The sequence below is a fragment of the Pectobacterium sp. CFBP8739 genome, assembly GCF_013449375.1.
Taxonomy (GTDB): Bacteria; Pseudomonadota; Gammaproteobacteria; order Enterobacterales; family Enterobacteriaceae; genus Pectobacterium.
In genome coordinates this window covers 1-26,273 of the sequence record NZ_JACDRR010000028.1, presented here as the reverse complement: position 1 = coordinate 26,273, position 26,273 = coordinate 1, and the positions used below count along the sequence as shown (strand labels likewise).

29 protein-coding genes and 1 pseudogene are annotated in these 26,273 nt (G+C 52.0%); 22 read left to right on the top strand and 8 right to left on the bottom strand.

Translation table 11 applies throughout. The annotated features are described in order from the left end of the window. Positions 1-152: 152 nt before the first annotated feature. Entirely contained in the window at positions 153-1,991 is a 1,839-nt protein-coding gene (locus tag H0247_RS17605) for an ABC transporter ATP-binding protein (RefSeq protein ID WP_304622227.1), read from the top strand. Beyond that, positions 1,991-3,763 carry an ABC transporter ATP-binding protein gene (locus H0247_RS17600; RefSeq protein WP_180743702.1) on the top strand — a complete coding sequence of 591 codons (1,773 nt, stop codon included), beginning with the start codon at positions 1,991-1,993 and terminating at the stop codon, positions 3,761-3,763. Before H0247_RS17605 ends, H0247_RS17600 begins: the two co-directional genes overlap by 1 nt. Positions 3,764-3,780: 17 nt before the next feature. On the opposite strand, the gene H0247_RS17595 is transcribed toward H0247_RS17600, so the two are convergent. Continuing rightward, complete coding sequence (locus H0247_RS17595) at positions 3,781-4,518, bottom strand: LuxR family transcriptional regulator (RefSeq protein WP_180743701.1); 738 nt, start codon at positions 4,516-4,518, stop codon at positions 3,781-3,783. 1,051 nt (positions 4,519-5,569) lie between these two features. Between H0247_RS17595 and H0247_RS17590 the strand changes: the two genes are divergently transcribed. Continuing rightward, a complete protein-coding gene (locus H0247_RS17590; RefSeq protein WP_180743700.1) occupies positions 5,570-6,535 on the top strand; it encodes a chemotaxis protein in 966 nt (321 codons plus the stop codon). A gap of 314 nt (positions 6,536-6,849) precedes the next feature. Here the strand turns inward: H0247_RS17590 and H0247_RS17585 are convergent, their stop codons facing one another. Then, positions 6,850-7,032 carry a hypothetical protein gene (locus H0247_RS17585; protein WP_255434010.1) on the bottom strand — a complete coding sequence of 61 codons (183 nt, stop codon included), beginning with the start codon at positions 7,030-7,032 and terminating at the stop codon, positions 6,850-6,852. Here H0247_RS17585 and H0247_RS17580 point away from each other — a divergent pair. Beyond that, positions 7,022-7,186, top strand: coding sequence for a hypothetical protein (locus H0247_RS17580; RefSeq protein ID WP_180743699.1), 165 nt, complete (start codon positions 7,022-7,024; stop codon positions 7,184-7,186). The two genes, H0247_RS17585 and H0247_RS17580, sit on opposite strands and share 11 nt — an antisense overlap. A 45-nt stretch (positions 7,187-7,231) precedes the next feature. Here the strand turns inward: H0247_RS17580 and yghU are convergent, their stop codons facing one another. Further along, a complete protein-coding gene (gene yghU, locus H0247_RS17575) occupies positions 7,232-8,071 on the bottom strand; it encodes a glutathione-dependent disulfide-bond oxidoreductase (protein WP_180743698.1) in 840 nt (279 codons plus the stop codon). Positions 8,072-8,235: 164 nt separating this feature from the next. Then, a complete protein-coding gene (locus H0247_RS17570) occupies positions 8,236-8,847 on the bottom strand; it encodes an NAD(P)-dependent oxidoreductase (protein WP_180743697.1) in 612 nt (203 codons plus the stop codon). Positions 8,848-8,949: 102 nt separating this feature from the next. Here H0247_RS17570 and H0247_RS17565 point away from each other — a divergent pair, with 102 nt between their 5' ends. Beyond that, on the top strand, positions 8,950-9,390 hold the full coding sequence (locus H0247_RS17565; protein WP_180743696.1) for a helix-turn-helix domain-containing protein: 441 nt from the start codon (positions 8,950-8,952) through the stop codon (positions 9,388-9,390). Positions 9,391-9,524: 134 nt separating this feature from the next. Here the strand turns inward: H0247_RS17565 and H0247_RS17560 are convergent, their stop codons facing one another. After that, positions 9,525-10,529, bottom strand: a complete 1,005-nt coding sequence (locus tag H0247_RS17560; RefSeq protein ID WP_180743695.1) for a threonine/serine dehydratase — start codon at positions 10,527-10,529, stop codon at positions 9,525-9,527. A 52-nt stretch (positions 10,530-10,581) separates the two neighbouring features. Between H0247_RS17560 and H0247_RS17555 the strand changes: the two genes are divergently transcribed. The 4 genes from H0247_RS17555 to H0247_RS17540 all read left to right on the top strand — a co-directional run bounded on the left by H0247_RS17555 (position 10,582) and on the right by H0247_RS17540 (position 13,977). Further along, entirely contained in the window at positions 10,582-10,932 is a 351-nt protein-coding gene (locus H0247_RS17555) for a helix-turn-helix transcriptional regulator (protein WP_180743694.1), read from the top strand. Between the two features lie 262 nt (positions 10,933-11,194). Then, positions 11,195-12,631 (top strand): glycoside hydrolase family 1 protein, encoded by a 1,437-nt coding sequence (locus tag H0247_RS17550; RefSeq protein ID WP_180743693.1) that lies wholly within the window; start codon positions 11,195-11,197, stop codon positions 12,629-12,631. 161 nt (positions 12,632-12,792) lie between these two features. Continuing rightward, a complete protein-coding gene (locus H0247_RS17545) occupies positions 12,793-13,275 on the top strand; it encodes a cold-shock protein (RefSeq protein ID WP_180743692.1) in 483 nt (160 codons plus the stop codon). A gap of 162 nt (positions 13,276-13,437) precedes the next feature. Next, complete coding sequence (locus tag H0247_RS17540) at positions 13,438-13,977, top strand: DUF2058 domain-containing protein (protein ID WP_180743691.1); 540 nt, start codon at positions 13,438-13,440, stop codon at positions 13,975-13,977. 124 nt (positions 13,978-14,101) lie between these two features. Here H0247_RS17540 and H0247_RS17535 read toward each other — a convergent pair whose 3' ends face one another. Together H0247_RS17535 and H0247_RS17530 are read right to left on the bottom strand one after the other, a co-directional pair. Continuing rightward, complete coding sequence (locus H0247_RS17535; protein WP_180743690.1) at positions 14,102-15,133, bottom strand: methionine synthase; 1,032 nt, start codon at positions 15,131-15,133, stop codon at positions 14,102-14,104. 30 nt (positions 15,134-15,163) lie between these two features. Further along, positions 15,164-16,141 carry a DUF1852 domain-containing protein gene (locus H0247_RS17530; protein WP_180743689.1) on the bottom strand — a complete coding sequence of 326 codons (978 nt, stop codon included), beginning with the start codon at positions 16,139-16,141 and terminating at the stop codon, positions 15,164-15,166. Positions 16,142-16,612: 471 nt separating this feature from the next. Between H0247_RS17530 and H0247_RS17525 the strand changes: the two genes are divergently transcribed. Next, on the top strand, positions 16,613-16,858 hold the full coding sequence (locus H0247_RS17525) for a DUF2543 family protein (protein ID WP_180743688.1): 246 nt from the start codon (positions 16,613-16,615) through the stop codon (positions 16,856-16,858). Positions 16,859-16,985: 127 nt separating this feature from the next. On the opposite strand, the gene H0247_RS17520 is transcribed toward H0247_RS17525, so the two are convergent. Then, positions 16,986-17,321: a gamma-glutamylcyclotransferase family protein gene (locus tag H0247_RS17520; RefSeq protein WP_180743687.1), complete on the bottom strand. Its 336-nt coding sequence runs from the start codon at positions 17,319-17,321 to the stop codon at positions 16,986-16,988. 117 nt (positions 17,322-17,438) lie between these two features. Between H0247_RS17520 and H0247_RS17515 the strand changes: the two are divergent. The 12 genes and pseudogenes from H0247_RS17515 to H0247_RS19885 all read left to right on the top strand — a co-directional run. Beyond that, positions 17,439-17,657: pseudogene (locus H0247_RS17515) on the top strand (2-dehydropantoate 2-reductase N-terminal domain-containing protein); the annotation flags it as partial. Positions 17,658-17,718: 61 nt separating this feature from the next. Next, positions 17,719-18,447: a MerR family transcriptional regulator gene (locus tag H0247_RS17510; protein ID WP_180743686.1), complete on the top strand. Its 729-nt coding sequence runs from the start codon at positions 17,719-17,721 to the stop codon at positions 18,445-18,447. Positions 18,448-18,666: 219 nt separating this feature from the next. After that, on the top strand, positions 18,667-19,101 hold the full coding sequence (locus tag H0247_RS17505; protein WP_180743685.1) for a nuclear transport factor 2 family protein: 435 nt from the start codon (positions 18,667-18,669) through the stop codon (positions 19,099-19,101). Then, the gene (locus H0247_RS17500) at positions 19,098-19,817 is read left to right on the top strand and encodes an SDR family NAD(P)-dependent oxidoreductase (RefSeq protein WP_180743684.1); all 720 of its coding nucleotides are present in this window, start codon (positions 19,098-19,100) and stop codon (positions 19,815-19,817) included. The genes H0247_RS17505 and H0247_RS17500 overlap by 4 nt, the downstream gene beginning before the upstream one ends. Continuing rightward, positions 19,814-21,076: an NAD(P)/FAD-dependent oxidoreductase gene (locus H0247_RS17495; RefSeq protein WP_180743683.1), complete on the top strand. Its 1,263-nt coding sequence runs from the start codon at positions 19,814-19,816 to the stop codon at positions 21,074-21,076. Before H0247_RS17500 ends, H0247_RS17495 begins: the two co-directional genes overlap by 4 nt. A gap of 1 nt (position 21,077) precedes the next feature. Beyond that, positions 21,078-21,815 (top strand): DUF1365 domain-containing protein, encoded by a 738-nt coding sequence (locus H0247_RS17490; protein ID WP_180743682.1) that lies wholly within the window; start codon positions 21,078-21,080, stop codon positions 21,813-21,815. Beyond that, positions 21,812-23,032 carry a cyclopropane-fatty-acyl-phospholipid synthase family protein gene (locus H0247_RS17485; protein ID WP_180743681.1) on the top strand — a complete coding sequence of 407 codons (1,221 nt, stop codon included), beginning with the start codon at positions 21,812-21,814 and terminating at the stop codon, positions 23,030-23,032. The genes H0247_RS17490 and H0247_RS17485 overlap by 4 nt, the downstream gene beginning before the upstream one ends. Beyond that, on the top strand, positions 23,029-23,514 hold the full coding sequence (locus tag H0247_RS17480; RefSeq protein ID WP_180743680.1) for a DUF2878 domain-containing protein: 486 nt from the start codon (positions 23,029-23,031) through the stop codon (positions 23,512-23,514). The genes H0247_RS17485 and H0247_RS17480 overlap by 4 nt, the downstream gene beginning before the upstream one ends. Continuing rightward, on the top strand, positions 23,511-24,038 hold the full coding sequence (locus H0247_RS17475; RefSeq protein ID WP_180743679.1) for a hypothetical protein: 528 nt from the start codon (positions 23,511-23,513) through the stop codon (positions 24,036-24,038). Before H0247_RS17480 ends, H0247_RS17475 begins: the two co-directional genes overlap by 4 nt. Further along, complete coding sequence (locus H0247_RS17470) at positions 24,035-24,562, top strand: DUF3833 domain-containing protein (RefSeq protein ID WP_180743678.1); 528 nt, start codon at positions 24,035-24,037, stop codon at positions 24,560-24,562. The genes H0247_RS17475 and H0247_RS17470 overlap by 4 nt, the downstream gene beginning before the upstream one ends. A 13-nt stretch (positions 24,563-24,575) precedes the next feature. After that, positions 24,576-25,535 (top strand): DUF523 and DUF1722 domain-containing protein, encoded by a 960-nt coding sequence (locus H0247_RS17465; protein ID WP_180743677.1) that lies wholly within the window; start codon positions 24,576-24,578, stop codon positions 25,533-25,535. A 131-nt stretch (positions 25,536-25,666) separates the two neighbouring features. Then, a complete protein-coding gene (locus H0247_RS19885; RefSeq protein WP_255434009.1) occupies positions 25,667-25,801 on the top strand; it encodes a hypothetical protein in 135 nt (44 codons plus the stop codon). Positions 25,802-26,273 lie beyond the last annotated feature (472 nt).

Genomic DNA, 26,273 nt, shown 5'->3' with positions numbered 1-26,273 from the left:
GGTAACCTGTACCGATTCGGGTAGAAATTGGTTCGAATCGGGTAGATGCGCAATTGAGAATAGTTATTATTCCTGACTTTGTTGCCGCCGTCGAGTTGATTTGCTTGCGTTACGGGTAAGCGGCTGTGTGGGAAGGAGAAAAGAGAACAACTATGCCACATTCCGCTGTTGAGGGCGGTTCATCCGCTGCCACGCCACCTTCTACGCCACAGAACCGAGCTTGGCACATTATGCACCCCGTAAGAGGGCAAATTCGTCTGGCGATGTGCCTGTCGGGGTTGTCGGTTCTGGTTGGCATCGCATTTCTGCTTTTTTTGGCGTGGAGTATCCAATTGCTGATCGTGCAACCCGCGTCATGGCCGCTGTCGACGATGGTCGGAGCGTTGCTGTGCCTGTGCGCCAGTTATCTACTGCGTTTGCTGGCGTTTAATCAGTCTCACTACGCCGCGTTTCGGCTGGAAAATCAGATTCGCAGCGCGCTGGCGGAGCAACTGGCGCGGATCCCGCTGGGCGAGGTGCAGCGTCTGGGCACCGGTTCGTTGGCGAAGATCGTGCAGGATGATGTCAAAGCGCTTCACTTGTTTGTAGCGGACAGCACGCCGCTCTATGCCCGTGCCTTTGTGGCACCGTTGTGTACGGGGGCACTGTTGTTCTGGTTGGACTGGCGTTTAGCGCTGGCGGCCTTGCTGGTGTTGGCCATCGGCGCCGTGGTATTGAGTCTGGCGAGGCGCAATGCGGGTGAGATGAACCAGCGCTACAACCACGCGCGGGAAGCCGTGAGTACCGCCGTGATCGAATTTGTGCAGGCGATGCCGGTGGTGCGTACCTTCGATACGGGGGCGTCAACGTTTGGGCGCTACCAGCAGGCGCTGGAAAATTATCTGGACGTGCTTACGCGCTGGTATCAGCAGGCAGGCTTTTCGGCGCGTTTCTCCTTCGCGGTGCTTAACCCGCTTCCTACGCTGCTGGCGCTATGCTGGGTGGCATACGGTTTCTATTACGCCGGCGAGCTTGATTTCAGCCTGTGGGTCGCGGTGCTACTGCTCGGTAATGGTATGGCGGAGGCCGTTATGCCGATGATGTCGTTGAACCACATGGTAGCGAAAACGCGATTGAGTATCAGCCGGATTCAGGACGTGCTGGCGCTGTCGCCGCTGCCGGAAGCGGAAAGCGATGCTTTGCCTGCCGATGCCAGCGTGAGCTTTGAACAGGTGAGTTTCCGCTACGACCAGCATGCGAGCGACTGGGTACTGGAGGACGTGAGTTTTCAGGTGCCAGTAGGCTCGGTGACGGCGTTGGTGGGGGCGTCTGGCGCGGGGAAAACCACCGTAGCACGGCTTATTCCTCGCTTTTGGGATGTGACGGCCGGGCGCATTTTGATTGGCGGCGTTGATATCCGGCAGATGAAAACCGCCACGCTCATGCAGCAGGTGTCGTTTGTGTTTCAGGAATCCTTCCTGTTTGCGGACACCATCGCTAATAACATCCGGCTCGGCTTGCCTGAGAAAAGCATGGAAGAGGTGATTGCCGCCGCGACGGCGGCACAGGCGCACGATTTTATCATGGCGTTGCCGCAGGGTTACGACACGTTGGCGGGTGAGCGCGGCCAGTTCCTGTCCGGCGGACAGCGCCAGCGTATCGCCATCGCGCGGGCGCTGTTGCACAACCGGCCGATTCTGGTGCTGGATGAACCGACGGCATTTGCCGACCCGGAAAACGAGGCAGCGCTGCTGGCGGCGCTCGGCGTCCTGATGCGGGGGAAAACGGTCATTATGGTGGCGCACCGCCTGTCGACGATTCGTGATGCTGACCAGATCGTGGTCTTCGATCGTGGACGGCTGAGCGAATCGGGTCGTCATGACGTGCTGCTAGCGGCGCAAGGTCGCTATAGCGAACTGTGGCGACACTATGAGCAGGCACAGAACTGGGCGCTAGGCAATGCACCGTGCAGCACATTGTCGAGCAACGGACGGTCAGGAGATCGCGCGTGATGAACAAAAACCATTCTGCCATAACTGCGTGGCTATCCGCAGGGTGGCACACGTATCGTCAGTTGGAGCGGGTGACGGGTTTACAATCTCGGCGGTTCCGTCGATGTTGCCTGAGCCTGCTGGCGGCGGCTATTACCCAAGGGGTGGCGCTAGCCTGCCTGTTTCCGCTGCTGTCGGCGTTCACCCACGTGGAGGCTTCCCGCGAGATAGCGATCTTGCTGGGACTTATGACTTTTCTAAGCCTGCTGACGCTGGTGCTGCGTTGGTATGGGCAAGGGTTTGAATATCGCGGGCAGCTTGCGGCGGCGACTCACGAGCTACGTATGCGTCTGGGAGAACAGCTGCGCAGTATGCCGCTAACCACGCTCCAGTCCGCGCGGGCGGGGGATATCAACGCGCTGCTGCTGGGCAGCGTGGATGAGAACCTGAACTATATGCTGGCGATAGTCAACCAGCTGCTGCTGGCTATCGTGACGCCCGTCGTGATAGCGCTCGTCATGCTGATGGTGGAATGGCGATTGGGCGTGAGCCTGCTGCTGATCTTTCCCGCTATCGCGCTGCTATATCGCTGGCGGCGACCAGCATTTGTACACACAATGCAGGCGCTGGCGGAGGCGAACCAGCAAACCAGTGCCGATATTGTGGAATATGTGCAGGGGCTCGCCGTCTTGAGAACCAGCTGTCAGCAGGCTGAACGTACATCGGCGCTGCGTCAGCGTTTTCAGTATCTACAGCAGATACAAACGTCCGCTCACCGCAGCGGTGCCAAACCCGGTGCGGTGGTTGCCAGCGTCGTGGAGTTAGGTCTTCAGGGCGTACTGATTCTAGGTATCAGCGGCGTTGTGGTGGGCGCGTGGGATATGGCCATCGTCGCCGCGATGATGGTGATTGTAGTGCGCTTCTCTGAACCGCTGGCGACGTTTGTCAGCTATACAGCTGTGCTGGAACTGATTGATACGGCGCTGCATCGTATTGAGGAACTGCTAGCGATTGAGCCGCTTCCCGTATACCAGCCTGTTGAGATGCCGACGACCTATGCGATTGCGTTCGAGCAGGTGAGCTTCCGCTATGCGGACAAGGCTGAGGCAGTGCTTGATAGGGTAGATATTGCGCTGCCGGAGAAGGGGATGACGGCACTGGTTGGGCCATCAGGTTCGGGGAAAACGACGATGACGCGACTGCTGATGCGTCATGCTGATCCGCAAAGCGGGCGGGTGTGTATCGGCGGCGTGGATATTCGCCACATTCCAACGCGTGAATTAAATCGGCTGATTTCCGTGGTGTTTCAGGATGTCTATCTGTTTGATGATTCGGTGTTGGCAAACATTCGGATGGCGCGTCCGGATGCCAGCGACGCAGAGGTCGAGCGGGCTGCCGAGGCTGCCCAGTGTCTGGATTTTATTCAACGACTGCCGCAGGGATGGCAAACGCGGCTCGGTGATACCGGTGGCCGATTATCCGGCGGTGAACGGCAGCGTATTTCAATTGCGCGGGCATTATTGAAGGATGCGCCGATTGTGATTCTGGATGAACCGACGGCGGCGTTGGATACCGAAAGCGAGCTCGCCGTACAGCGGGCGATAGACAGGCTGGTTCAGGACAAGACGGTTATTGTCATTGCCCATCGGCTATCGACGATTGTGGGGGCACATCGAATTCTGGTAGTGGAGAAGGGCGTTATTTCCCAGCAGGGAACGCACAGCGAATTACTGCACGCTGAAGGCCGTTATCGCGCGTTGTGGAACGCGCAACAGCCTATCTCGCTAAGGTGAAATAGACTTGATAATAATTATAACGGTTCAGGCTTGATAAGCTGCAATTCTACACCCAGCCTGATGGCATGTTTGGCATTCAGCACGCCCAGTTTTTTTACCACATTGCCAATATGAAATTTCACGGTACTGATTTTGATATCCAGAATCAGCGCAATTTCCGGATAGGTTTTTCCCATGCTGGCCCAGTACAAAATTTCATTTTCACGTTGGGAGAAAATCTCTTTGTCGCCTTGTTTTCTGCTCTGAGGGCTTTGTGTCATCTCTTTGTAAAGCGTGGTGATTTTCTCATGAATGGTAATGAGCAGCATTTGCAGTTTGTCTTTGTTTTCCTCAACAATATTTTCCATATCCGTTGGCGAGTGCTCTTCAAACATAATCGATAGCGCCGCCAGATTATTATTGTTGTCATGCAGCACAAAGGTGTAGCCATTAACAATATCGTACTCTTTTGACAGATTAAAAATCTTGGAGAACTTCAACTTAGAATTAATAACAATGTTGTCTTCCCAAGAGAACGGCGAGACTTTATTTATCGCCGTCAAAATAACTGGGTCGATATGCTGATAATTATTTTCTTTATAGGTATTAACCCATTCCTGCGGGTAATTTGAGATGATCACAACTTGAGAGGGGTTCTTCTTGTTCATGATCATATAAGCGTATTTCAGGTCGCCATACTGCTTTAACTTTCGGCCGAGATAGCTTTTTATCGTGTTATTGATAATTTCATTATCAGAGCAAAATACAGACATGTAACGGCCTCAATAAAAAGCAAGAAGATACCCATGATATAGGTAATGTCATAAAAGTATAGTGCTGACCTATACCTAAGTCTAACTACTGTTACCCCATGATATCACTTATAATTTTTTTCATGAACAGGACGGTTTTTAAAAAAATTAAGAAAGTAAGTTTAAAAAATTTTGTTACAGATTGATTTGCCAACCCAGGGAATTACCCGTAATTTTGCTCCTGTTCTGTCTACTGAATTTAGGGTGTGTGGTGTCAAACCACACGCCCTAAAAACAGCTCTCCCGTCATGCGGGGCTGGATAGTAAATAATCCGTTTTCGCTTATCAACCCTGTTTTCTCTTCCGATTCATTGTAGAGCCCTTACTCGATTGGTATACCAACCAACAGTTCATCGATGACGTAGCGATGTTCTCTACCGAACGTATTCTGTCTATACCCGTTATACTTCAAGTTGCATGTGCGTTGGTTTGGTTCAAATACTCGGCTCGTCGTGGGCCTCGCCCTGAAGGGCTGATTCAAGCAGCGTTCAAATCTGTTCCCGGCAGATTTGTCACCCGAATCACTTACCTGAGTAAACTCATCGAGATTCCTTCCCTTGCCGCCTTTTGTCATCTTCCTACGCTCAATGACGGTCTCTATGTGTCTCTTTTAACAACGAAACAGACAGTGTTTTGAGCACCTTCATACCCATACTAACAAGAAGGATGAGAGGTTTTCTTCTCAGACAACATTTCTGTCACGATTTGGGATAAGGTGTTGGCAAATTCTGCCGATATTAATGATTCAGGGAATGTCATCCGCACCTTAAGGGTGCTAGCCGACGGTTATATTTGAGAGGACGGATATCTGTCTACTCTTCCGATGACAAGCATCGTTGGATGATAAGGTCGACACACTTAACAAATATTTACGCTTGACGCTGGATAAGATTGAAGAACACGACTATTACGTACAGTGGAGCGGTCGGATGTTGGTTCCTGTTTGCTCACATCTCGAATGTTGCCTTGTTACGGTATACCTATAATGACAATGACTCGCACTGAGGAAAACATGGATAATTTTCAAAAAGAAATCGATGAGAGAACAAACCTCACCTCTGCTAATAAATTTGAACTCTTATTATTCCAGCTGGGTAAATCACCCGACGGTGGCAAATCTGAGCTGTTCGGTATTAACGTGTTCAAATTGCGTGAAATTGTGCCGATGCCTGCTTTAACCAAAGCAGCGGGCATGACATCGCCAATGCTGGGTATGGTTAACATTCGTGGGCAAATCATTCCTGTTATCGACCTCCCTGCCGTGGTGGGCAGTAAGCCGGAAACAGGGCTGAATATTCTTCTAATCACTGAATATGCACGTAGTACGCAGGCGTTTGCAGTGGAATCGGTAGATGACATTGTACGCTTGGAATGGAGCCAGGTTTTGGCTGCTGAAGCGGGTATCAGTAACACTTACATCACGAGTATCGCGCGTCTTGATACCAACAAGGACAGTAATCGTTTGGCGTTGGTGTTGGATGTTGAACAGATTCTGTTTGATATCATCCCCGGTGAGCGGGAAACCACACTCAAGAACAGCGAAGAGAAAACTTTCCCATACACCCCAGGCGCGATTGCGATTGTGGCGGAAGACTCCAAAGTCGCCCGTTCACTGCTTGAACAGGGACTAAACCAGATGGGCATTCCATTTAGTATGCACATCACCGGACAGGATGCTTGGAATAAGATACGGCAAATTGCGCAAGAAGCACAGTCGGAAGGCAGACCTATTTCGGACAAAATCTCAATGGTTCTGACGGACTTGGAAATGCCGGAAATGGACGGTTTTACGCTGACAAGAAATATCAAACGTGAAGAATATCTAAAGAATATTCCTGTCGTGATTCACTCTTCACTGTCTGGTAGCGCGAACGAAGATCACGTACGCAATGTGGGTGCAGATGCTTACGTCGCGAAATTCGAGATCAATGAGCTGTCGTCGGCGATTCAGACCGTACTGAATAAAGTGCGCCGTTAATCGTTCCAGTGATCACAGCATTCGGCCTTTGCCTCCTCCTTGACGTGAGAGGGCAGAGGTCGATTTTTTATGCTACTCAGTTCGTTTCTATACATCATCAGCCCCATGCGTCTTTCACACCGACAGCAGCGGATTCATCTTGGTTACGGTTGATATCCCAACGAATGCACATGTGTTCTCATCCGGACGAGAATGGGTTGTGCTTGATAACTAGATAATGAGTGGTACATATGTACAGTTTTATGCAAAAGAAGAGTCAGAAAGGCAGCAATCATTGGGGGCCAAACGGTTTTTCTGCGAGAAAACCGTTTGGTTTAGCGAAAGGCGTTATACAACGCTGAAACCGACTGATAAATCAGAGCGCGCGGCAGCGTGCGCTCGTGTTTTTCCAGCAGTGCGCGGATGAAAAAACCGTTCAGTAGCGTACCCAGCGGCAGCGCCGCGCTGTCGGGTACGACCACCTTGATGATGGCGACATAACGGCACGTGGGCTTCATTCGCGACGGCTCGTTGCTTCCGCCGGTGATGTTACTCACCGCTTGTGCCATCGGCGCACTGCTGAGTGGCTGGTATGCCGCGCGGCAGGCGGACATCAATGTCGCGGAAGACGCGCTGGTGGATAATCGCGTGCTGGAAAGAGAAGGGCGCTGAGGGTAAATCGGGATGCCGCCTGCATGATCGGCAGGCGGCAGACGATTAATCCAGATCGGATGCCTGATGGCGCTCGGCGACCTGCTCTGATTCGTCACCCCAGGTGCGATTGACCTTACGACCGCGAATTACCGCTGGACGGGCTGCAATCTCGTTAGCCCAACGGATCACATGCGTGTATTCGTGTGCGGACAGGAACTCTGCGGCGGAGTAAAGCGCGTTTTGTACCAATCCGCCGTACCACGGCCACACCGCGATATCGGCAATGGTGTAGCTGTCGCCGGCCAGATAGCGGTTCTCTGCCAGTTGGCGGTTAAGCACATCCAACTGACGCTTGGTTTCCATTGTGAAACGGTTGATCGGGTATTCAAATTTTTCCGGCGCGTAGGCGTAGAAATGGCCAAATCCACCGCCAACGTAAGGGGCGGAGCCCATCTGCCAGAAGAGCCAGTTCAGCGTTTCCGTGCGTGTAGCGAGATCCTTCGGCAACAGGGCGCCAAATTTTTCGGCCAGATACACCAGAATGGAACCGGACTCAAACACGCGAACCGGTTTGTCGCCGCTTTGATCAAGCAACGCCGGTATTTTGGAGTTCGGATTGACGTCAACAAACCCGCTCGAAAACTGATCGCCATCGCCTATCTTAATTAGCCAGGCATCGTACTCGGCACCCGAGTGACCCAGCGCCAGCAGTTCTTCCAGCATGATCGTCACTTTCACACCGTTCGGCGTCGCCAGCGAATAAAGTTGAAGCGGATGTTTGCCAACGGGCAGCGCTTTTTCGTGCGTCGGACCGGCTATTGGACGGTTAATATTGGCGAAGGCACCACCGGAAGAGGCGGGCTGCCAGACTTTGGGCGGTACATAGGTTGGGGACGTAGCCATTGAAAAACTCCTTATGCATGAAAAGAGAGCGAGTTAAGGTCACACCATAACAAACTCACGCCGCTCGCTGATACCGTTCTGTTCTATCTCTACGACCTATCGGTATAACGCGAGATCCACACATTGTTGAGAGACTATGGGTAAGGTGCGGATCGTCGCAGGGTTTAATAACCCACAGTAAAGCGTTGACGGGAGTGTGCCGGATTTTCGATTTCATCAACCAGTGCGACAGCGTAGTCCTCAAAGGAAATGCTGCTGCCCTTGTCATTACTGAGCAGTGTGTCTTTGCCGAGACGGAAGGTGCCTGTGCGCTGGCCCGGAACAAATTCGGCGGACGGCGAGAGGAAGGACCAATCAAGATCTTTCTCTTGCTTGAGCAAGTCGAGGAAGGCAGCACCACGGGAGGCTTCAGGGCGGTAAGCATCAGGGAAGCCCGGCTGATCGATTAAACGCTGACCCGGCGCGATTTCCAGACTCCCCGCGCCGCCGACGACCAAATAGCGTTTTACTCCTGCGGCTTTAACGGCTGCAATCAGGGTCGCTGGGTCGGATGAGCCAAATTTAACCGCGCTGACCACCGCATCATGCCCTTTGAATAACGCGACCAGCGCATCTTTATCCAGCGCGTCTCCTTGTTTAGCGGTGACGTTCGGCAGTGAGGCAATTTTTTCTGGATGGCGTGCGATGGCGGTGACCGTATGCCCACGATCTGATAACTCTTTAAGAATGCGTGAACCGGCATCACCGGAGGCGCCAATGAGTGCAATATGTGACATGTAGACTCCTTATTTTCTTGTTTTGGGACTAGGTAACAAAAATAGACTATAGAGGATCTGGATGGTACATTGCCGACTTTTCTCCGACAAGAAGTCACCGACATGCAACCAAGTCACACAGAAATGACTCATGACACACTCCTCACTGACACGGTTAATCCAAAAACGTCGGCGGCGGAAAGCCTCGACGATGCCGCGTTTGACCATCCTTGTCCAATCCGTGATGTGCTGGATCGCATCGGCGATCGGTGGAGTTTGTTAATACTCGAAGCGCTGGCGCAAAAGACGCTGCGTTTTAATGAATTACATCGCCATATTGACGATATTTCGCGCCAAATGCTGTCACGCACGCTAAAGCGACTCGAGGCTGATGGGTTCATACATCGGACGATCTATGCGGAAGTTCCCCCGCGCGTGGAATACACGCTGACGCCACTCGGGCACTCCTTTTTACAGCCCATGCAGCTGTTAATTCAATGGGCCGATAGGAACCATGCCGAAATCTGTCGCTCTCGCCGTCAGGCCAGACAACGCGATGCCTGAACGAGCATTTGACGCTTAGTCAATTGTTCTCTCCAATCTAATGCAAGAACTGGGATGTTGAACTGCCGGACGGCTCGCATTACGAATTTATGCTGTAACGCCTCCGCAGGTTACCCAGCAAAGAGGCGCTTGTTCTACCGGTTTACGTCGGCTGTCGCCTCATTAAGCAACGTGAGGTAGCGTGACCCCGAAATGTTCCTGCCGGTGACGACGCAGACGGTTTTGCGCCCGCGAATCTCTTTCGCGTAGCGAATGGCTCCCGCGACGGCAGGCACCCCAGAAGGTTCGACAACATGTCGGTGAAGTTCGAGCATTGACAGCATCGCGGCTTTGATTTCAGCTTCTGATACCGTGAGCACGCGATCGACACGGTCACGAACCAGCGGCCAGGTCATCGTACTGGGTTCTATATAGCCGCTAACGCCCTCGGCGATAGAGGGTGCTAGTTCGACGGGAAGCGTGTCACGTGCCTCTTTCCAGCGGGCAAATGTCGGACTGGCTTCACTTTGTATACCCCATACTTCGATAGCGGGATTGATTGCTTTGGCTGCTGTTGCAATTCCTGAGGCGAGACCGCCACCACCGATATTCACCAGGATTACCTCCGCATTCATCCAGTCTTCCATGATTTCAAGACCGACTGTGCCACCGCCTGCAATCATATGTGGGTTATCGTAGGCCGAAACGAAGGTGGCACCAGACTGTTGTGCCGTTACTATTGCCGCCTGCCTGGCTTCTTCGATGTCATCAAAGAACATAATACGCGCACCACAGCCTTTCATCGCTGCGACCTTCATCGGGTCTGCCGTGCGTGGCAAAAAGATGGTTACGGGGATGCCCGCGACTTGTCCTGCATAGGCGAGCCCTAACCCGTGGTTTCCTGCCGTTGGGGCGATGACGCCAACGCGGCGCTGTTCTGCATCCAGATTGGCAAGAACATTTGCCGCTCCCCGCAGTTTGAAGCTACCGGTCTGTTGGAGGTTTTCCATTTTGAGCCGAATTTCTGCACCGACACGAGCGGATAATTCTTGCGAGTGGTCTAGCGGCGTTCTGCGTATCGTTGTTTTAATCTGCTGAGATGCGGCGTAAATATCTTTCAACGTTATAGCGTCGGTTGCCCTGTGGTGTTCGCTTATCATAGTATTTCCTTATCAACTGTATATGTGAATTACTATATAGGTACTTGGCTATATGAACAAGCATGCAGCGACAGCGGCCGATTTACTACGAGCGCTCGGCAACCAGCAGCGGCTCATTATTCTGGAATGGTTGGCCGATCCTCGGGCACATTTCCCAGAACAGCAGGATGGTGATTTAGTTAAGGATGGGGTGTGCGTAGGGTTTATCACTGAGAAAATTGGCCTGAGTCAGCCGACCGTCACCGGCCATCTTCAATATCTATCGAAAGCTGGAATTGTCACATCGAAACGCATCAAGAACTGGGTGTTCTATAAACTTGTCCCTGAGCGTTTAGAGGAGGCAACGGTCGTATTGTCTGAGCTTGCAAAGGTCGCGTCGCGTCAACATAAGGCATCAGAATAAGTCGTTAGCCGTCATCACTTTCCTTGAGACTTAGCTGAGCGAACCCGCGTAGCCCAGTTTGGCAGATGGGTGATGGCAAGGACGACAAGCACGATACCGGCAGACCCGCGGATAGCAGATATGCAACCGGTTTCTTATTTCTGTTCATGTCCTCCTTTTTCCTCTAGAATTTTGGTCATTCGAGGCGCGCGGAAGCAAAGCAACGTCAGGTGCGCCACGGCGTTCATCGATAAATAGTCAGCATTGATAAAGGGTAAGTGCCATGAGCGAAAGATTTCCGCACGGCTTTATGTGGGGCGGTGCCACCGCAGCGAATCAGGTCGAAGGGGCCTACAATATCGACGGCAAAGGCCTGTCGATTGTGGATGCCATTCCCGGTGGTAAAGCGCGTTTAAGCATTGTGGCTTCCGATACGTTTGACTTCACGCTGGATGAACAGCGCTACACCTATCCTAATCATAAAGGTATCGATCACTATCATCGTTTCCGCGAGGACATTGCGCTGTTCGCCGAGATGGGCTTCAAATGCTATCGCTTCTCGATTGCCTGGACGCGTATCTACCCGAACGGCATTGAGCAACAGCCCAACGAAGCGGGGCTGAGCCACTATGAGCAGGTGATTGATACCTGCATCGCCCACGGCATTGAACCCGTGATTACGATCTCTCACTATGAAATGCCGCTGCATCTGGCCACCGTCTTTGGCGGCTGGAAAAACCGTGAGCTAATCGGCCACTTTGAGCGCTTTGCCCGCACGGTGCTGGAGTGCTTCGGCCACAAAGTGAAATACTGGATGACCTTTAACGAGATCAACAGTGCTGCTCATTTCCCGATCATGAGTCAGGGGCTGACGGTGCAAACCGGCGCGCTGGATCCACAGGCTAAATTTCAGGCATGGCATAACCAGTTTGTCGCCAGCAGCCTGGCGGTGAAAATGGCGCATGAGACCAACCCGCAGATCCAGATCGGCTGCATGATTCTGTTTGCCACGAATTATGCCTATGACTGTAACCCTATCAATCAGTTAGCGGCGCTGAAAGAAACGCAGTCATTTAACTTTTACTGTGCGGATGTGCAGGCGGGCGGGAAATATCCCTACTACGCGAAAAGCCTGTGGCAGTCGCTGGGCGTCACGCTGGATATTCAGCCGGGCGATCTGGAACTGATTAAACAGCACACCGTCGATTACATCGGCTTTAGTTACTACATGTCTTCCACCACCTACAAAACTGACCCAGATGCGGCGGCCGCGCATGGCAACCTGCTGGGCGGGGCGCGCAATCCGTTTCTGGAAGCCAGCGAGTGGGGTTGGGAAATTGATCCGGTGGGGCTGCGCATTGCGCTAAACCAGCTGTACGACCGTTACGAAAAACCGCTGTTTATCGTAGAAAACGGGTTGGGTGCGGTGGATAAGCCGGATAACAATCACTACATCGCCGATGACTATCGCATCAACTATCTGCGTCAGCACATCGAAGCAATGGCCGACGCAATTGACGACGGTGTCGAACTGATGGGATATACCCCGTGGGGCTGTATCGATCTGGTCAGCATGTCTACTGGTGAGATGAGCAAACGCTACGGCTTTATCTATGTCGATTTGGATGACACGATCGCCGGCAGCGGCAACCGCTATAAGAAGAAATCGTTCCACTGGTATCAGAAAGTGATTGCCACTAACGGTGGTGATATCAGCTAAATGCATATTTCCCGATGCGGAGGGAATCGGCATCGGGAATATTTTTTCGCAGACCAGAAATTTATCGTCCAGACTTAACCCAAAGACGTAGTCTGCGCAGGCATTGTGCTTTACACTGCGCGCTGCAAAAACTGAGTAGATAAACGATTAAGTAGGCGACAATGGCGATGAACGGAACGATCACAACCTGGTTTAAAGATAAAGGTTTTGGATTTATCAAAGATGAAAACGGTGAGAACCGGTATTTTCATGTGATTAAGGTCGCCAACCCTGATCTGATTAAGAAAGATGCTGCGGTGACTTTCGAACCCACCACGAACAACAAGGGGCTGTCGGCCTATGCGGTGAAGGTTTTACCGGAAAGCAAATACATCTATATCGCGGGTGAGCGCCTTAAGCTCACGTCGATCAAGTCTTATCTGGTTTATAGCGAAGACGTGCCCGTCGATAGCGGCATTGATAAAGAAAATGCGGTGTTGTCTGTGGGGATACTGATGAATAGTATCAGGCCGAAATCAACCGCTAAGCCGGGTGAAATGCGCTCGATAAAAAAACTGGCGATCACGACCTTCCAGGGAACGACGTTAATCTTCTCGGAAGATGAGATAGACATCGATGCTACGGTGAAATTGCTCAAGTTCTGATAACCCTGTGCCGGAGTTCTGCGCCATTCATCAGCAGAGTTTCGGCATCGCTTCTGATACCCCCAAACGCAAGCCTCACCGCGATTGCGTCCTGCAATCTGGTACTACCTCAAACATTACAGGTATAATCCTGTAAATTATTCAACCAATTCAGAAACGACAATGACAAAACTCACCTTACAAGAGCAGATGCTAAAAGCTGGGTTAGTGACCAGCAAAAAAATGGCCAAAGTCCAAAGAACAGCGAAAAAATCACGCGTTCAGGCTCGTGAGGCAAGAGAGGCTGTGGAAGAGAATAAGAAAGCACAGCTTGAGCGTGATAAACAGCTCAGTGAACAACAAAAACAGGCTGTTTTATCGAAAGAATATAAGGCTCAGGTGAAGCAGCTCATCGAAATGAACAGAATCAGCATTGCAAAAGGCGATATTGGTTTTAACTTCACTGATAACAACGTTATTAAAAAAATAGACGTGGATAAGCTGACTCAGACCCAACTGATCAATGGCCGTCTTGCTATTGCTCGTTTGGCGGTTAATAGCAACGGCGAGAGTGAATACGCGATTATCCCCGCGATCGTAGCGGATAAAATTGCGCAGCGAGATGCGAGTAGTATTGTCTTAAATAGTGCTTTGAGTCAGGAAGAACAAGACGAAGACGATCCGTACGCTGATTTTAAAGTGCCTGATGATTTGATGTGGTAATTCACGTTTTGCCAATGCTTAATGCAGGCTTTTGATTTTCAGCGTTATCGCTCAGCCCGGTTAGCGATTGATTGGATCGCCAACCGGGCTGTGTTTGCTAAATATCGTCGACTATTTAGCGACATTATTTAGCCAGGAGTTCTCTTCGGACGATTTCCGCACCTGCGCTTAACGCATTGAGTTTGCCTCTTGCGACGCGACGGGATAACGGCGCCATACCGCAGTTGGTAGACGGATAGAGCTTGTCGGCATCCACAAACTTAAGCGCTTTGCGTAACGTATCAGCGACTTCTTCCGGTGTCTCAATGGTATTGGTTGCCACGTCAATGGCGCCTACCATCACTTTTTTACCGCGAATGAGTTCAATCAGATCCATGGGAACACGGGAGTTCTGACATTCCAGTGAAATGATGTCGATAGCCGATTTTTGCAATTTAGGGAAAATTTCTTCATATTGCCGCCACTCGGATCCCAGCGTCTTTTTCCAATCGGTATTGGCTTTGATGCCATAGCCATAGCAAATATGTACCGCAGTTTCACATTTAAGTCCTTCAACGGCTCGTTCTAATGCGGCAATGCCCCAATCATTCACCTCATCAAAAAAGACATTAAATGCAGGCTCATCAAATTGGATAATGTCGACACCCGCCGCTTCTAACTCTTTCGCTTCTTGATTCAGAATGGTGGCGAATTCCCAAGCGAGTTTTTCACGACTTTTATAGTGGCTATCATAGAGTGTGTCGATCATCGTCATGGGACCAGGCAGGGCCCATTTAATGGGGTGCGTAGTGTGCTGACGTAAAAATTTGGCATCTTCAACAAAAACGGGTTTTTGTCGCACGACTGCACCAATGACTGTCGGTACACTCGCGTCATAGCGGTTACGAATTTTAACGATCTCACGTTTCTCGAAATCAACACCGCTGAGGTGCTCAATAAACGTCGTGACAAAATGTTGGCGCGTTTGCTCGCCGTCGCTGACAATGTCAATCCCTGCCTGTAGTTGATCCGCCAGGCTCAAACGTAGCGCATCTTGTTTGCCCTCAACTAATTCCTCACTTTGCAACTTCCAAGGGGACCACAGTGTCTCAGGCTGCGCCAGCCAAGAAGGTTTCGGTAAGCTGCCAGCCGTTGAGGTAGGTAACAATATTTTCATAATAATCGGTGACCTTGTGTGTTTGGTTAATCAAAGAACGTAATTAGCAGACCATTGCTCAAGAATAGCGTGGTATGGTTTGATAAAGTTTTTCTCCGTAAACTTTCCCTGCTCGATAGCCAATAGACTACGTTCTTCTCGATCGTAAACAATTTGAGTGAATGAATGATCCTGATGATTCAGGCTTGGCTGATAACATTGACCCGCCGGAGAGTTCGCATTGTAAATCTCAGGTCGGTAAATCTTTTGAAACGTCTCCATCGTGGCGATGGTGCTGATCAGCTCAAGATTCGTGTAATCACTCAGTAAGTCACCAGAAAAATAGAAAGCTAAAGGCGCAACACTATTTGGCGGCATAAAATAGCGAGCCTGCAATCCCATTTTATGGAAGTATTGATCGGTCAATGAATATTCATCTTGCTGGTATTCGACGCCTAACACAGGGTGCTGATTGCCAGTCCGATGATAGGTGTTTTTACTTGAAACACTGAGGCATATTACTGGCGCTTTACTAAACGTCTCTTTGTAGCTTTCCGAATTCACGAAGCATTTAAAGATGTTTCCATGCAAATCGCCAAAGTTATCGGGGGTGCTAAATCCGGGGTTGCTCTTATTATGATCTGACAGTAATACGCTAAAATCATAATCTCGCACGTAGGAGGAGAAATTATTCCCTACAATCCCTTCAATGCGCGTGTTGGTTTTTTTATCAACAACATTCGTTTTCAATATTTCAATGACGGGGAAGGTGTTGCCATTGCCTTCAATATCAATTTCAACGGAAATGATATCAAGTTCGACAGCGTAACGATCGCCTTTGGGATTGTCCCAATGCGCCAGAGAGTTGAAACGGTTGTCAATCATTGTTAAAGCGTTGCGCAAGTTCTCCTGGCGGTTCTTTCCTCGCGCCAAATTCGCAAAATTGGTCGTAATACGCGTATTTTCGGACGGGTTATAATTCTCATCGAAACGCGTGTTCTTAATCGTAAATGTAAAGTTCTTATTCATCGCGATCTAACATCCTAATTGTTGATATCAACCTGATTTTATGTCTTTTTTTTCGAAGATTTTCAGGTCTTATCATTCAGCAGATTTCATATTGTCTCTAACTACTTGTCGCTAACTACTGCAACTGCACAATTTATGCCAGAGTCACTACGTGAGTAAAAGTGATTTAATTTCAATAGACATGAGCCATCTTCATGACTTGGGGGACGGCCCGCATCGGTGCCGTTGTAACGCCCTCTGTAAAATAGAATTTATTTTTATAATTCATGTGGTTAGTGATAGGTGCTTGTATGGTTTCATGGTAAGGCTAAAGTGGAAAACTTACCAGTTTTTCACGTTTAAGGGACTGAGGCGTCTGCGTTTGGCTCCTTGCCCTACATGGATGACAGGAAAACGAAGTAAGAATGGTATTATCCCAGCCAGATGATGCATGCATCAACGGACGTAGACCTTAACCCCTGAGGATGACTTATGAACAATGAAATACCGCTTAAATTTTATGACATCACGGATGAGTATGCGACGGAATCTGAAAAGCCAGTGAGCGAGTCAGAACGTGACGCTCTGGCGCGCTATTTCCAACTGCTGAGCACCCGTTTAATGAATAACGAAGAAATCAGTGAAGAGGCGCAGAAGGAGATGGCCCGTGAAGCGTGTATCGACGCGCATCGTATTGATGAAATCGCGACATTCCTGAATCAATGGGGCAATGAGTAACGCTTGTTTAGGGCGTTTGGAAACAAGTAACATTGAGGTTGTGATGGTCGCGTCCCGCTTAGGTACCCGTAAGCGGGATTTTTCAATTTGGCTGGGGCAGGGCGATGGGCGTATTTGATTTGTAACGCTACTGGCCTGTTTGTGGCTGTAGCTGATAGACCCATGCGGTCATCTGCTGGCCTTCCTCCGTGGTAACCACAACCTCAACGCGATCGTAGCCCTCTTCAAACTCATCCAGCATTGGCCAGTGCGCTTCAAGGTTAGCGGACGAAAACAGGTAACCGCTAACGCGCGACCCGCGATCATCGAGGACTATCCCTGGGAATCCCTCAGCAGCGCCCCAGCCACTCTCATAAAATGTGCCAGCCACATCACCCGGCAGCCAGTCTCCACCGATGTTTTCCAGAATATAGGCATTGGCGTGACCCGGACGCAGCGTACCGTAGACAAACAAGCGTTCCATTTTTCCTCGTCAATCGAAATAGTGAATATCCAAAGGGTGAAGAGCAATACTCACGTTAGGGCTTAATAAAGCGGTTCGCAACAGGTTCTTCACCGCTGATGAGCGGGGGCGGAGTGAATTGTATTTTCCGCATCTGGGGCGGGGGCAATCGGTATTACCATTGCCGCTGTGCTGCATGATGTTAACCGTACGCCAGTCCTTTGCGGACGTACTGCGCATCCGCAATGAGTTCTGCGCCACGATGATGGTGGAATTGTGGTGCCAGGACCGGTATTAAGCAATCTGGTGACTATCAGCCATCCATTCGATCTGGTGTTTGTCGCGGTGACAACGACGTCATTCAACCTGACGTTATTCATAGTATATTGAGAGCATTGTTTACTATCAGGCTGAGTACATGTCTTACTCCATCGGTGAATTTTCCCAGCTTTGTGGGATAAATGCGACGACGCTCCGCGCTTGGCAGCGTCGTTACGGCCTGCTCAAACCGATGCGCACAGACGGTGGCCATCGGTTGTACAGCGATGACGACGTCCAACAGGCGTTAAAAATTCTCGACTGGGTGAAAAAAGGGGTCCCGGTCAGCCAAGTGAAACCGCTGCTGGCTCGCTCAGGCTCGCGTCGAACAAATAATTGGCTTGCCCTGCAGGAAAGCATGTTGCAGCGGTTGAAAGAGGGAAAAATCGAATCACTACGCCAGATGATTTACGACGCAGGCCGCGAGTATCCGCGTACGGAACTGGTCCGTGAAGTATTGCGCCCGCTGCGCAGCAAAGTCTCGGCCAATATTCCGGCGATGATGACCCTGCGCGAAATCCTCGATGGTATCATCATCTCCTACACGTCGTTTTGCCTTGAAGGGGATAAAAGATCGCCAGGTGATAACTATCTGATTACCGGCTGGTATCTGAGCGATCCGTGCGAAATTTGGCTCGAAGCGCTCATGCGCACCGGTCAGGGGCTTCGCATTGACGTCCTTCCCGTACCGCCAGCCACTCTGGCGCCGGAGATTTTCCCAGAGCGAAAATGGCTGCTGGTCACCACCGGTAAACTCACTGCGGCTCGCAAAAAACAGATTGACCTTTGGCAGCAGCACGTCGCTTCCTTAGACGTCATTCCCCTGTAATTCCGCTTTTTTTATCTCCCAATCCTTCACTTCTCTGCCACCTGCAAAGGTGGCGGACGGGTAACCTCGTCTAAGAAAATAAAATCTCATATTTAAAATAAATAATTGAAATAATTGTGAAATAAAAAATAACACTGGTGAAACTTGGACAAGTGGAAATAATTGTGTAGATTTTAATTATACGATTACGCCACGTTGTTCCAAGCCCAGGTGAGACTCATGAACACATTGTCATCCGTCATCAACCGATTTGTGGATTACTACACCGAGCTGGATACCCAGCAGCCATTGGCGCTGGCCGCGATTTATCATCCCAATGCTTCGCTTATCGATCCGTTTGGTGAACATGAGGGGCTGGTTGCGATCCAGCGTTACTTCACTCATCTGCTTGCTAACGTTGAGCAGTGCCGCTTTTCCATTGACCCTTCCCTCAGCAGCGGCCATCGTTTTGTCGTAACCTGGACCATGCACTGGGCCCACCCGCGAGTTGCTGGGGGAGACGCACTTACCTTGCAGGGATGCTCAATCGTGGATATTCAGGACGATCTGATTATTCGTCAGCGCGATTATTACGACGCCGGAGAGATGATCTACGAACACCTTCCGTTACTGGGTTGGGCGGTGCGCGGTGTGAAAAGAAGAGTGCGTTCATGAAAACGGTCCTCATCACGGGTGCAAGCTCTGGCATAGGGGAGGGACTCGCAAAATCCTGGGCCGATGACGGCTACCGCGTCATCGCTTGCGGGCGAGATCCAGACCGGCTGGAGGCGTTACACCAATACAGCCCAAACATCACGGTGAGGTCGTTCGATATGACCGATCCTGCGGCCTGCCGTCAGGCGCTGTCCAACTGTGTTGCCGATTTGGTCATTCTCTGTGCGGGAACCTGTGAATATCTAGATCATGGCGTTGTGGATGCCGCGCTGGTGGAACGGGTGATGACCACCAATGTTCTGGGGCCGGTAAACTGTCTGGCCGCGCTACAGGGGCAGCTGGTTTCGGGAAAACGCGTGGTGCTGGTCAGCTCCATGGCGCACTGGCTGCACTTCCCACGGGCAGAGGCTTATGGTGCATCGAAAGCGGCGCTGACCTGGTTTGCCAATAGCCTGCGACTGGATTGGGAGCCAAAAGGGATCGCTGTTACGGTCGTCTCGCCGGGCTTTGTTGACACGCCATTGACCCGCAAAAATGATTTTGCCATGCCCGGTCAGGTGAGCGTGGACAGCGCCGTGGAGGCTATCCGTCGTGGTCTGGCTAAAGGGAAAGATCACATCGCGTTCCCGACAGGCTTCAGCCTGATTTTGCGCCTGCTGGCAGGGCTGCCTAATTTTCTTCAGCGCGCGTTACTGCGCAGGATGGTGCGTTCATGAACATTGCTATTATCGGCAGCGGTATCGCCGGGTTGACTTGTGCCTGGCGGCTGGCCGGACACCATCAGGTTACGCTTTTCGAGGCCGAACCCACGTTAGGTGGGCATACCGCTACGGTTGATGTCACCGCTCCGCAGGGGACGTATGCCATCGATACAGGGTTTATCGTCTATAACGACCGCACTTATCCGCGTTTTATGGGCCTGCTCAGCGAGTTGGGTATCCGTGGGCAAAAAACGCAAATGAGCTTCTCCGTGCATAACCCAGAGAACGGTCTGGAGTATAACGGTCATACTGTCGCTTCGTTGTTTGCTCAGCGTCGTAATCTTGTCAATCCGACATTCTGGGGGCTGCTTAAATCGATCGTACGTTTTAATCGATTGGCAAAAGAAGCGCTGGCGGGGGAGGTAGACGAGAGCGCTACGCTACAGACTTTCCTCGATCAGCACCGTTTCAGCGGTTTTTTTGCCCGTCATTACATTTTGCCGATGGGGGCCGCTATCTGGTCGTCGTCGCTTCAGGAGATGCGCCGCTTCCCGCTGCCGCTATTTTTGCGTTTCTTTGAGCACCACGGCCTGCTGGATATCGCTCATCGTCCGCAGTGGTACGTGGTGCCAGGCGGTTCGCGGGAGTACATTCGCGCTATGCTGGCACAGCTGGGCGATCGCCTAACCCTCCATCTTAACGCGCCGGTGCAGAAGGTGATGCGCCACGATGGAGGCGTTCAGATCCAGCTTGAGGGATCGAGCTATACGTTCGATCAGGTGATTTTCGCCTGCCACTCCGTGCAGGCATTGGCGATGCTTGACGAGCCGACGCCTGCCGAGCGTGAGGTGCTGGGGGATATCGGTTGGCAGCGTAACGAAGTGGTGTTACACAGCGACCCGCGCTGGCTGCCGGTGCGCCAGCGTGCCTGGGCAAGCTGGAACTATCGCCTGAGTGAGCGTGAACAGGATAGCGCCTGTGTCACCTATAACATGAATATCTTACAAGGGTTACCAGAGGGCAGCCCCCTGTTCTGCGTTACCCTGAACCCGGAAACACCGATTGACGAGCGCTATGTCTGGAAGCGCTTTGTCTATGAGCACCCGCTGTTTAACCCCAAAAGCTGGCGCGCACAGGCGCGGCGCAGTGAGATTAACGGCTGTCAGCGGAGCTGGTATTGCGGGGCATACTGGTACAACGGTTTTCATGAAGATGGCGTACGTAGCGCACTCGATGTGGTGAAGGGGATCGCCGCCGCAGGAGGGGGGAACTGAAATGAACAGTTGCCTGTATCAGGGGGTTTTACGCCATCGGCGGCTCCAGCCAAAAGTGCACCATTTTCGCTACAGTATGTTTATGGCCTGGATCGATCTGGATGAACTCGACGTGCTGCCGTCGGCAGGCATCCGCCGTAACCGATTCGCCGCTGCCGCTTTCCACGATGCGGACTACCCGCTCGGCACGCCGCTCAAAGATAACGTCCTTGACCGGCTTGAAAGCCTGATCGGCGAGCGGCCTGATGGTCGGGTTATGCTTCTGACCCAGTTGCGCTATTTCGGGTTCCACTTTAATCCGGTCAATTTTTACTACTGCTATGACCATAGGGGCATCCTGCGCTGGATACTGGCCGAGGTGCGCAATACCCCGTGGAACGAGCGCCATTACTATGCGGTCGATGGTCATGCGGTCGATAGTCATGCGGCTCGCCCGCTGGAAAAGGCGTTCCACGTCTCTCCCTTTAACCCGATGGACATGGTTTACCACTGGCGTTTCAACAGCCCCGGTAAAACGCTGCATATGCATATCGAAAATCATCAGGAATCCAAAGTATTCGATGCTACGTTGGTGCTGCGTCGTGAACCACTGACGCGCGCAAACCTGACGTCACTTCTGCTGCGTATACCGTTGATGACGCTGAAAACTGTGTTCGCTATTTATTGGCAGGCGCTGCGGCTATGGCTTAAGCGTGTGCCGCTGTACAACCATCCCGTCAGCAGGAGTGAACGTTCATGACCGATCCCGTCTTTGCGCTTGAACCCGACATCCCGCGCAACGCTCGTATCGCGCGCTGGCTGCTCTTTCGTTTGCTAAGTGGTATCCGCGAGGGTGCGATCACGGTACGTGAAGGGGCGCAGACTTTCCATTTTGGCGATGCTGCCGCCACACTGCGCGCCGACGTGCAGATCCTTGCTCCAAGTGTGTACTGGCGTTTACTGACTGGCGGTAGCCTCGGTGCTGCTGAAGCCTGGATAGACGGCGAGTGGGAGACGAATCAGCTCACCCCGCTGTTGCAGATTCTTGCGCTCAACAGCAAGGTGCTAGAGCAGATGGAAAGCGGCTTTCGTCTGCTGGGCAGGCCGGTTGAGCGGCTTCGCCACTGGACGCGGCGCAACCATCGGCAGCAGGCGCGGGAAAACATCGCTGCCCATTACGACCTGGGCAATGAGTTCTATGCACATTTTCTCGATGAGGAAATGCTCTATTCCAGTGCGCTGTTCACCGCCGACGAGCAGGATCTTACCCTGGCTCAGCGGGCAAAGATGACCCGTCTGTGTGAACAACTGACGCTGACGCCCAGCGATCACCTGCTGGAAATCGGCACCGGCTGGGGGGCGATGGCGGAGTTCGCCGCTCGTCATTACGGCTGCCGAGTCACCACTACCACGCTGTCGCAGGAGCAGTACGACTGGGCGAAAGCGCGGATTGCCCGCGCGGGGTTGCAGGATCGCGTTCAGGTTCTGCTGTGTGACTACCGCGATCTGACCGGCGAGTTCGATAAGCTGGTGTCGGTCGAGATGATAGAAGCGGTAGGACAACGCTACCTGCCAGCCTTCTTCCGCACCTGTCAGGCCCGTTTGCGTCCGGGAGGAAAAATGGTGATTCAGGCCATCACCATTAAGGATCAGCGCTACCGCGACTACAGCAAAAGCGTCGATTTTATCCAGCGCTACATCTTCCCCGGCGGTTTTTTACCAAGCATTACGGTGATGAGTGAGCTGATGACGCGACACACTGATTTTGTCGTCCGTAATCTGTTCGACATGGGGCCTGACTACGCTCGCACGCTGGCACAGTGGCAGCAGCGGTTTGTACACGCCTGGCAGGATATTGAAAAGCTCGGGTTTGATGACCGGTTTCGTCGTATGTGGCTCTACTACTTTGGCTACTGCGAAGCCGGATTTAATGCACGTACTATCAGTGCGGTGCAACTGACCGCGGAGCGCGTATGAAGCGCTATGTGCAGGTTTTTCTGATGGCAATAGCGTTCGATCTCTACTGGACGCTGGTGGTGTTGTTTCGTGAACGAGGCCTATTTTTGTGGCTTGCGCTCGCGATACTGGCCTGCCTGATGCTGTCGCCTGCACACCGTCTTTATGCCCTCCTGCTCGCTGCGGCGGGGAGCGGCCTTGATGCGCTCTGGGTGTGGGCGGGGCTGATCGATTTTAACGGTGACGTGATGCTGCCGCTATGGATGGTGGCGCTGTGGTTGATGTTCGCTACCGTCTGGACTGAGCTGACCCGCACGACCACGCTGCCGGTGTGGCTACTGACGCTGATGGCGACTTTTGGCGGGCCAGTGGCGTACATCATCGGTGAACGTCTGGGCGCGATGACCTTGCTGAAGCCTGATGTCATCGTCGTCAGTTGGATGGCGTCGGGCTGGCTGATTCTGATGCTGTTTTTCCAGATGTTGATGGGGAAGCGACCATGAGAACCGCGTTATTGGTGTTGCTGTGGCTGACGGCCATCACGCCCGTCGCTCATTCCGCCGACTGGTTAAGCTGGCGCAAAGTGGGTGATGCAACCCTAACCTGGGGGCCGTTCACCGTCTATACCTCCCAGTTGCTCACGCCGGACGGCCGGTATAACGGTCCGGAGCAGGATCAGGCGTTGATTATTACCTACAAACGCAATATCGATCGCGGCGAGCTGGTCGAGGCCACTCGCGATCAGTGGCAGGCGCAGGGCGTTCTGGCGCGCGAACCGCAGAGTGAATCCTGGCTGCGTATGCTGCATTCCCTCTGGCCTGACGTCACTCCGGGGGCGCAACTGGCCTTTGTGTTTAACGGTAGGCAAGGGCAATTCTGGTACCGATCCTCGGCGGCACAAAAAAATTTTGTCCCGCTCGGTCCGAGCCAGCCTGCAACCTTCAGTACCTGTTTTCTGGCCATCTGGCTCGATCCTCGCACGCAATATCCCGAACTGCGTCAGCAGTTGATCGGAGGTAAAAAATGAAACGTATTCTGACACTGTGCCTGATGCTGGTAATGCTGACAGGCTGCAGCACAGAGGTTACTGACTACCGACACCAACAGCCGTCGCTAGATATCTTCCAGTATTTTCAGGGGAAAACCGAAGCGTGGGGCATGGTGCAGGATCGCAGCGGTAAACAACTGCGTCGCTTCCACGTCGATATCACCGGTAACGTCATCGGTGACACGCTGATGCTTAACGAGCATTTCGTCTATGACGATGGTGAGCAACAGCAGCGCGTGTGGCATATCCGGCGCATCGCTGCCGATCGCTACGAGGGCGCTGCGGGCGATATTGAAGGTGTAGCGACAGGTCAGGCTGCGGGCAATGCTTTTAACTGGCGTTACAGTATGAACGTTAAAGCTGACGGCCGTACCTGGCTGTTACACTTTGATGACTGGATGTACCTACAGGATGGCACGCATCTTTTTAATAAGACAGAGATGAAGAAATTCGGGATCACTGTTGGGACGGTCACGCTTTTCTTCACCCGAAATACGCAGTAAAGAGGGGCGTGCCATGACTATTCAACCCGTCATTGGGATCAGCGGATGTTTAACCGGCTCAGCCGTACGGTTTGACGGTGGGCACAAACGGATGAACTTCGTCATGGATGACCTGGCGCAGTGGGTGACCTTCAAACCCGTCTGCCCGGAGATGTCCATCGGCCTGCCCGTGCCCCGTCCGGCTCTGCGTCTGGTACAGACGGCGGAAGGCGACATCCGCATGCGCTTCAGTCATGCTCCACACGACGATGTAACGGAGAAAATGGCTGGCTTCGCCGAGACTTACCTTTCACGTTTGGATCAACTGTCGGGTTTTATCGTCTGTGCCAAATCGCCGAGCTGCGGTATGGAGCGCGTGCGGCTGTATGACGAAAAAGGCAATCGCGGGCATAAAGAGGGGGTTGGTCTTTTTACCGCTTCATTACTGGAGAAATACCCGTGGTTACCGGTTGAAGAAGATGGTCGCCTGCACGATCCGGTGCTGCGGGAGAACTTTGTCGAGCGTGTTTTCGCCCTGCATGAGCTGAACACTTTGCGTACCAACGGCCTCACGCGGCGCGCGCTGCTTGACTTCCACAGCCGCTATAAACTTCAACTGCTGGCACACCATCAGGCGGGCTACCGTGAGATCGGGCCGTTTGTCGCGTCGCTGCATGAATGGGAAGACCTGGATGATTTCTTTGTGGCCTATCGCGAAAAACTGATGACAATCCTGAAGAAACCCGCTTCGCGGAAAAATCACACCAACGTGCTAATGCATATTCAGGGTTATTTCCGTAATCAGTTGACTCTCCGCCAGCGTGGTGAACTGCGTGAGGTGATCCTGCACTATCGCGATGGACTGTTACCCATCCTCGCCCCACTTACGCTACTGAAGCACTATCTGGCCGAATACCCTGACCGCTATCTGCTAACTCAAAATTACTTTGACCCTTATCCGCAGAGTTTGGGTCTTCGCCTTCCGGTTCACTGAGGGAGAAAGAGGGAAAGGGCATGATAAATGGGGCAAAGGTTACTTAAATCTGACTCCTGAAATGTCTTAAGTACCACTAGGTTATTAAAAGGCCGGGTCTGGTATTCCGTATGCGGCGGAGGTGAAAGACTATGTCCGAGTCACGGCTTTGGTTGCTCGCTTGCATCTTCCTGAAACAGGGCTGGGTAATGCGTTGCCATTGCGACAGCCTGTCTGGCTATGGCTGCCTTTGTTGTCGTGCTAATCCGGTGGTGGAATGTGCCTGATACGCATTAGAGAAACATGTCCTCGACTGGACAACTTTCAGAACTAATGAGGCTGGCTTTCTTCGTGCCCCAGTTCTTATAGCGGGTAAGTCTGAGGCAGTGCTCATTGATTCGAATTTTAATTATTCAGACGGTAAAGTCATTGCTGATGCAATAAAGGCCAGTGGCAAGAAATTGACCACTGTTTATATTACGACAAGTGACCCTGATTATTACTTTGGCTTGGAACCCGTGTGGCAGGCATTTCCTGATGCCCGTATTCTCGCTGCGCCGGACACTGTTGCATTGATGAAAAAAAATCGGAGGGGAAAATCAAAGCGTGGGCCGGTCAGTTAGGTAAAAATGGACCAGCATCTGTTTCAGAGCTGATTTTTCCTGAGGCGAGCAATATCAGCACTCTGACAGTAGATGGCGAGACGTTGGAAATAGTCAATGAACCTGGCCTCAAAGATCGGTGTTTTTCAAGGTAGTT

Bases quoted from the DNA above. Each gene is read 5' to 3' on its own strand.
- H0247_RS17605 (WP_304622227.1), top strand. From the start codon at position 153: ATGCCACATTCCGCTGTTGAGGGCGGTTCATCCGCTGCCACGCCACCT.
- H0247_RS17600 (WP_180743702.1), top strand. From the start codon at position 1,991: ATGAACAAAAACCATTCTGCCATAACTGCGTGGCTATCCGCAGGGTGG.
- H0247_RS17595 (WP_180743701.1), bottom strand. From the start codon at position 4,518: ATGTCTGTATTTTGCTCTGATAATGAAATTATCAATAACACGATAAAA.
- H0247_RS17590 (WP_180743700.1), top strand. From the start codon at position 5,570: ATGGATAATTTTCAAAAAGAAATCGATGAGAGAACAAACCTCACCTCT.
- H0247_RS17585 (WP_255434010.1), bottom strand. From the start codon at position 7,032: ATGAAGCCCACGTGCCGTTATGTCGCCATCATCAAGGTGGTCGTACCC.
- yghU (WP_180743698.1), bottom strand. From the start codon at position 8,071: ATGGCTACGTCCCCAACCTATGTACCGCCCAAAGTCTGGCAGCCCGCC.
- H0247_RS17570 (WP_180743697.1), bottom strand. From the start codon at position 8,847: ATGTCACATATTGCACTCATTGGCGCCTCCGGTGATGCCGGTTCACGC.
- H0247_RS17565 (WP_180743696.1), top strand. From the start codon at position 8,950: ATGCAACCAAGTCACACAGAAATGACTCATGACACACTCCTCACTGAC.
- H0247_RS17560 (WP_180743695.1), bottom strand. From the start codon at position 10,529: ATGATAAGCGAACACCACAGGGCAACCGACGCTATAACGTTGAAAGAT.
- H0247_RS17555 (WP_180743694.1), top strand. From the start codon at position 10,582: ATGAACAAGCATGCAGCGACAGCGGCCGATTTACTACGAGCGCTCGGC.
- H0247_RS17550 (WP_180743693.1), top strand. From the start codon at position 11,195: ATGAGCGAAAGATTTCCGCACGGCTTTATGTGGGGCGGTGCCACCGCA.
- H0247_RS17545 (WP_180743692.1), top strand. From the start codon at position 12,793: ATGGCGATGAACGGAACGATCACAACCTGGTTTAAAGATAAAGGTTTT.
- H0247_RS17540 (WP_180743691.1), top strand. From the start codon at position 13,438: ATGACAAAACTCACCTTACAAGAGCAGATGCTAAAAGCTGGGTTAGTG.
- H0247_RS17535 (WP_180743690.1), bottom strand. From the start codon at position 15,133: ATGAAAATATTGTTACCTACCTCAACGGCTGGCAGCTTACCGAAACCT.
- H0247_RS17530 (WP_180743689.1), bottom strand. From the start codon at position 16,141: ATGAATAAGAACTTTACATTTACGATTAAGAACACGCGTTTCGATGAG.
- H0247_RS17525 (WP_180743688.1), top strand. From the start codon at position 16,613: ATGAACAATGAAATACCGCTTAAATTTTATGACATCACGGATGAGTAT.
- H0247_RS17520 (WP_180743687.1), bottom strand. From the start codon at position 17,321: ATGGAACGCTTGTTTGTCTACGGTACGCTGCGTCCGGGTCACGCCAAT.
- H0247_RS17510 (WP_180743686.1), top strand. From the start codon at position 17,719: ATGTCTTACTCCATCGGTGAATTTTCCCAGCTTTGTGGGATAAATGCG.
- H0247_RS17505 (WP_180743685.1), top strand. From the start codon at position 18,667: ATGAACACATTGTCATCCGTCATCAACCGATTTGTGGATTACTACACC.
- H0247_RS17500 (WP_180743684.1), top strand. From the start codon at position 19,098: ATGAAAACGGTCCTCATCACGGGTGCAAGCTCTGGCATAGGGGAGGGA.
- H0247_RS17495 (WP_180743683.1), top strand. From the start codon at position 19,814: ATGAACATTGCTATTATCGGCAGCGGTATCGCCGGGTTGACTTGTGCC.
- H0247_RS17490 (WP_180743682.1), top strand. From the start codon at position 21,078: ATGAACAGTTGCCTGTATCAGGGGGTTTTACGCCATCGGCGGCTCCAG.
- H0247_RS17485 (WP_180743681.1), top strand. From the start codon at position 21,812: ATGACCGATCCCGTCTTTGCGCTTGAACCCGACATCCCGCGCAACGCT.
- H0247_RS17480 (WP_180743680.1), top strand. From the start codon at position 23,029: ATGAAGCGCTATGTGCAGGTTTTTCTGATGGCAATAGCGTTCGATCTC.
- H0247_RS17475 (WP_180743679.1), top strand. From the start codon at position 23,511: ATGAGAACCGCGTTATTGGTGTTGCTGTGGCTGACGGCCATCACGCCC.
- H0247_RS17470 (WP_180743678.1), top strand. From the start codon at position 24,035: ATGAAACGTATTCTGACACTGTGCCTGATGCTGGTAATGCTGACAGGC.
- H0247_RS17465 (WP_180743677.1), top strand. From the start codon at position 24,576: ATGACTATTCAACCCGTCATTGGGATCAGCGGATGTTTAACCGGCTCA.
- H0247_RS19885 (WP_255434009.1), top strand. From the start codon at position 25,667: ATGTCCGAGTCACGGCTTTGGTTGCTCGCTTGCATCTTCCTGAAACAG.